This is a genomic window from Cysteiniphilum marinum, assembly GCF_014857925.1.
GTDB classification, from domain to species: Bacteria; Pseudomonadota; Gammaproteobacteria; order Francisellales; family Francisellaceae; genus Caedibacter; species Caedibacter marinus.
In genome coordinates this window covers 1-5006 of record NZ_JACYVZ010000066.1, presented here as the reverse complement: position 1 = coordinate 5006, position 5006 = coordinate 1, and the positions used below count along the sequence as shown (strand labels likewise).

Below are 5006 nucleotides of genomic sequence, written 5' to 3'. Positions count from 1 at the left end.
GCGATTTAAAAGAATCGCATAAGTTACCTAAATTTTTAAACATCATGTGTACGAATAAAGCATACCAAAATGGGAAGAGTTCGTCACGCATAGTGTTTACTAAAATACCCTTTTTCTGAACCATGCCCGCATTTCTAATAATTTCAGGCAAAGCATCAATCGGATATTCATGCTTATTTGCTGATATATGAGATAATGGTATGGGTGTTTTCCAGTCCTGCATTTTACTCATAATGATCTTCAGTTATTTTCTTCAGTCGTTTCGACACTTTCGCTATTTATCTCATCAGTTACCTGTGATTGAATATCATCATAAACCAACGGCATCTGATTATCTGTGGTATTGAAGTAATCGTCAGATTGATTTAAAAGCTCAGAAAATGTTTCCGCCATCAATAAAAAATCAGCCTCTTGACGCACTATTTTATCTTCCTTGTTTAACTCATTATTAAGATCTTTTAGGCCTTCAAGAAATTTAATTGATTTCCACTGAAAACGGTCATTAATGGTTAAACTGATTTGATCACGCCATGAAATGGCAAGCTCTGATATTGCACCACCTGCCTCAATAAAGGCCAAGATATTATCTGATAGCATCGTATTGCCTTGACAGGTGATATTGGCAACGCCATCACCCTGATCGGTAACGAGTTTACATTTATCTTCGATCACTATATCACTGGGTGCGGTTCCATCTTTAAACCATACCGTTAACGTTGCTGATATATCCTCATAAAGTGGTTGAATCTTCAAAGACCCAAGCGCTTTGCGTAATAGCGCTGAGAAATCATCAATAGTTTTGTCTGAATTACTGTCAATGACAAGAAAGCCATTGGCAGAATCAATATAACCATAGGTTTGTTTTGATTTACTAAATGCCTTGGTTAGTAGCATCTGTTGTACTTCATCTTTAATCGTTGCTTTTTCGTGCTTACCTATTTTTGTATTTTGCATACGCTCAATTTCTTCGATCTTCTGTGCGGTATGCTCATTAACAACCTGAGATGGCAACACCTTCTCCTCTGTTTTAAGACAAAGCAGATGGAATGCATTGATACTGTGAAATGTATCTTCATGATCTTTGATAAAAGGATGCTCCCATCCTGATGCTGAAACCTGACCTGGTGCACATGATTTGAAAGCAAAATCACCGAGTGAATTTGCCAGTTGCTCAACGTCAATTTCTTGATTTAACTTAAATGCAGTAACATTTTTAAAAAACATATAATCCTCAACTTTAACATTAATTTCAGTATTTTAATCGCTGACTTATTATACATTATCAGCAACTTCCACAATAATTATTTGTTTTACTTTTCTTTTTGTCTTATTGTAAAAAATCAAAAAATATAAAAGGATTTGTTCCATGATAAAAGAAGTTCATATTAATGATTACGTGGCAGGAATGCCACAGACTCAACATTTTAAAACTGTTAATAAAGTATTGCCTGAGTTAAAAGAAGGTGAAATCCTGATTAAAAACAACTGGATGTCAGTTGATCCATATATGCGTGGCAGAATGGTTAATCGAAAATCATATATCCCGCCATTTAAATTGAATGAAGCGCTTGAAGGATCAGCAGTAGGTACTGTTCAGGTCTCTAAGCATAAAGATTTTCTACCAGGTGATGTTGTTATAAGTATGAAGGGGTGGCGTGAGGAATTTATTGCCGTAGATCGCGAATTAGTAAAACTGCCCAACGCATCATCGCCTGAGCATTATCTGGGTTTACTTGGCATGCCAGGCTTAACAGCATATTCAGGTCTTCTAAAAATTGGCCAGCCAAAGCCGGGGGAAACTGTTTTTGTATCGGCTGCTTCTGGTGCCGTTGGTTCACTTGTATGCCAAATAGCAAAAATCAAAGGCTGCAAAGTAATTGCCAGTGCAGGCAGTGATGAAAAAGTTAAATGGCTAAAAGAAGAAATAAACGTAGATGCAGCATTTAATTACAAAACGTATGACGGTTTGAATACTGCCTTAAAAGAAGTTGCACCTCATGGTATTGATATTTATTTTGATAATGTTGGTGGTGATCACCTTGAAGCCGCGATTAATCAGATGAATATACATGGTCGGATTATTGTCTGTGGCATGATTTCTCAGTATAATTTGGACAAGCCAGCGCCTGGTCCAGCCAATCTTATCCAGATTATTAGTAAAAGGCTCCTTGTACAGGGCTTTATTGTTTCAGATTATGACAAGATAAAACCTGAGTTCTACAAAGACATGCAGCAATGGATTAACAGTGGTGATATTAAATATAAAACACATATTTACCATGGAATTGAGAACGCATCAAAAGCGTTTATCGACCTTTTCACAGGCGAAAATATTGGCAAAATGCTAGTGAAGCTTTAATTTAAAGGGGAAAACTAATGGTAGATAAAGTAGAAATTGATTATGAAGTACCAGAAATATGGAAACATGAAGATGATCTTGGAGGAAAATGGGGGTCGATAAATCAGCCTACGGCTGGTGCAAGATATGACCATAACTTGCCAAGTGGCAATAGTCCTATGCAACTTTATTCTCTGGCAACACCCAATGGCATTAAAGTCAGTATAATGCTTGAAGAGCTGATTGCTCTGGGGTGTGACGATGCTAAATACGATGCACATATTATTAATATAGGAAAAGGTGAGCAATTCTCAAGCGGTTTTGTAGGCATCAATCCTAATTCAAAAATTCCTGCACTAGTTGATAAAACTACGTCACCTGAAACCTCTATTTTTGAATCAGGTGCAATACTTCTGTATCTGGCTGATAAATTCAAACAATTTATTCCAGAAACAAATGCGGGAAGAACATCATGCTTATCATGGCTCTTCTGGCAGGTTGGTAGCGCACCCTATCTTGGTGGTGGCTTTGGTCATTTTTATACATATGCCCCCATAAAGATCAAATACTGCATTGATCGCTTTACAATGGAAACCAAGCGTCAGCTTGATTTGTTGGATAAACATCTACAAAACAATCGCTTTATCTGTGGTGATACATATACAATCGCTGATATGTCAATATTCCCATGGTATGGTGGCGTCATACTTAACAGAGTCTATAGTGCTGCAAAATTTCTAAATGCTGACAGTTATGTGAATCTCTTAAGGTGGGCAAATGAAATATATCAACGAGAAGCTGTTCAGAAAGGAATGCTGGTTGCAAAAAACAAATAATTAACCATTTCTCTGCGCATTATTCAAATGATATTTTAAAAATCACAGATGAAACGCTTTAAACTAAAGATTATCGTCTGTAAAATTGCCGATATTCAATTATTTGAAAATTAAAGCTGATAAGAATGACTCACCATCATATTGAAAAATTCCTTAATGAACTCAAAAAGCTTTCAAAAGCTGAATCTATTCCGTGTATTGGCGGTCGATCCGATTTACCAACACAGCCAGGACTTTCAGTGAAAGATCGTCATATTTCATTGCCTGTTAACAAAGAAGATCTTGACTGGCTCAGTAAAGAAGGCTGTGAGTCACCATTTGGAAAAGGCATGGATACGATTATAGATACTGATGTACGAAGATCTATCGAGTTTGAGGCACATAATATTGAGATTTCAAACCCTCATTGGAAACCTGCTTTGGATAAATTGATTGACTCTATAGCTCATACAATGGGCATTGATTTTCAGGTTAAAGCAGAATTATTTAAACTCTTGGTTTATAGAGAAGGTGGACATTTTAAATTCCACCAAGACACCGAGAAGTCACAGGGTATGTTTGGAACGCTTATCGTTCAGCTACCTTCAAGATGTGATGGTGGATCATTGAACTGTCGATTTGCAGGTGAAAACTATCACTTTGATTTTGGTAATAAAGAAGGCGATTCTGAGTTTTCCATATACTATGCAGCCCACTATGCAGATGTTCATCATCAGGTAGAAAAGATTATGGATGGCTCTCGTTTAGTCCTCATTTATAACCTGGTTCAACCAGAAAAAGAAAGAAAACTGAGCGCTAATCATCACAGAAAACTATTAGAATCAAGTAAAGACAAGTTGATACCAATCACTAAAGCATTGAATGAACAACAGCATTCATTTCTATTGCAACACGAATATACAGAGCAGTCTTTGACTGATTTGGGTTTTCGTGCCACTAAAGGGCAAGACCGAGATCTTTTGCAAGCTCTAGTAGCAATCAATGAAAATTTACCTTTAGAAAATAAATTGAACTTCATGATTAGTCGTGTGAGCTATTCTGTCACTAGCGATGGATCTTGCGGGTATTATGATAGAGATGATATTGACTGGGAAGAAATTGAGACGAGTGAACCTGATTGCGATTTTCTGTTTGACGAGAGTGGTCATAAAATTCCAGTGAGTAATTTCATGATTGACTGGGTGCATGATCTTAATCAAAAAGAAATATGTTCAGTTTCGTTTGATGAAGTTGATGATGACTTCTGGGGGGAAGGACATGATGATATCGAAGGCTTTATGGGGAATTATGGACCTACCAAAGAAACAACTTATGCTCGATATTTACTTGTGATAATGCCTTTATATCCAGATACTTCTGATGCTGTTTCTCAGGATGTAGCGCTTCAAACTCACAATGCCCTTCTAATGGCAAAAGATCTGAAGCATCACTCAGATTGCAAGTGGCTAAAAAGCAGATTTGATCAGGCGCTTCAAAAATCTTTTGTGCAATTTGATTCACTGGTTTGTCAAAATGACAACTCCACTCATTGGGATAGATGGTCTGATCATAAATGTGATGCGATATTTACCAAATTACTTGAAACAGTTATTGAGATGAATGACAAGGATTTATGTCGAAAACTGCTTAATATGGCTAAGCCCTTTATTATTTCTAACTTATCATCGTATAAACATGAAAATATATTGAGATTATTACAGAAGAGAGCAACACATATATAGCTATTTAAGCAGCTTTTCGGTAAATTTTATTCTCCACTGCTAACCAATCCTTTTCCCAATTACTCCCTATTTTAGCAGCCCTAATCTGGATTATTTGGTGAGCACCCTCTC

5 protein-coding genes are annotated in these 5006 nt (G+C 36.7%); 3 read left to right on the top strand and 2 right to left on the bottom strand.

The genetic code is table 11. The features are described 5' to 3' along the window. On the bottom strand, positions 1–232 hold a 232-nt coding region (locus IE867_RS13990; RefSeq protein ID WP_192485327.1), incomplete at its 3' end, for a hypothetical protein. An 8-nt stretch (positions 233–240) separates the two neighbouring features. Continuing rightward, complete coding sequence (locus IE867_RS13985) at positions 241–1224, bottom strand: recombination-associated protein RdgC (RefSeq protein WP_192485326.1); 984 nt, start codon at positions 1222–1224, stop codon at positions 241–243. Positions 1225–1366: 142 nt separating this feature from the next. Between IE867_RS13985 and IE867_RS13980 the strand changes: the two genes are divergently transcribed. From IE867_RS13980 to IE867_RS13970, 3 genes are all read left to right on the top strand, one after another. Continuing rightward, complete coding sequence (locus IE867_RS13980; protein WP_192485325.1) at positions 1367–2359, top strand: NADP-dependent oxidoreductase; 993 nt, start codon at positions 1367–1369, stop codon at positions 2357–2359. 17 nt (positions 2360–2376) lie between these two features. Then, positions 2377–3174: a glutathione-dependent disulfide-bond oxidoreductase gene (gene yghU, locus IE867_RS13975; protein WP_192485324.1), complete on the top strand. Its 798-nt coding sequence runs from the start codon at positions 2377–2379 to the stop codon at positions 3172–3174. 125 nt (positions 3175–3299) lie between these two features. Continuing rightward, complete coding sequence (locus tag IE867_RS13970) at positions 3300–4895, top strand: hypothetical protein (RefSeq protein ID WP_192485323.1); 1596 nt, start codon at positions 3300–3302, stop codon at positions 4893–4895. Positions 4896–5006 lie beyond the last annotated feature (111 nt).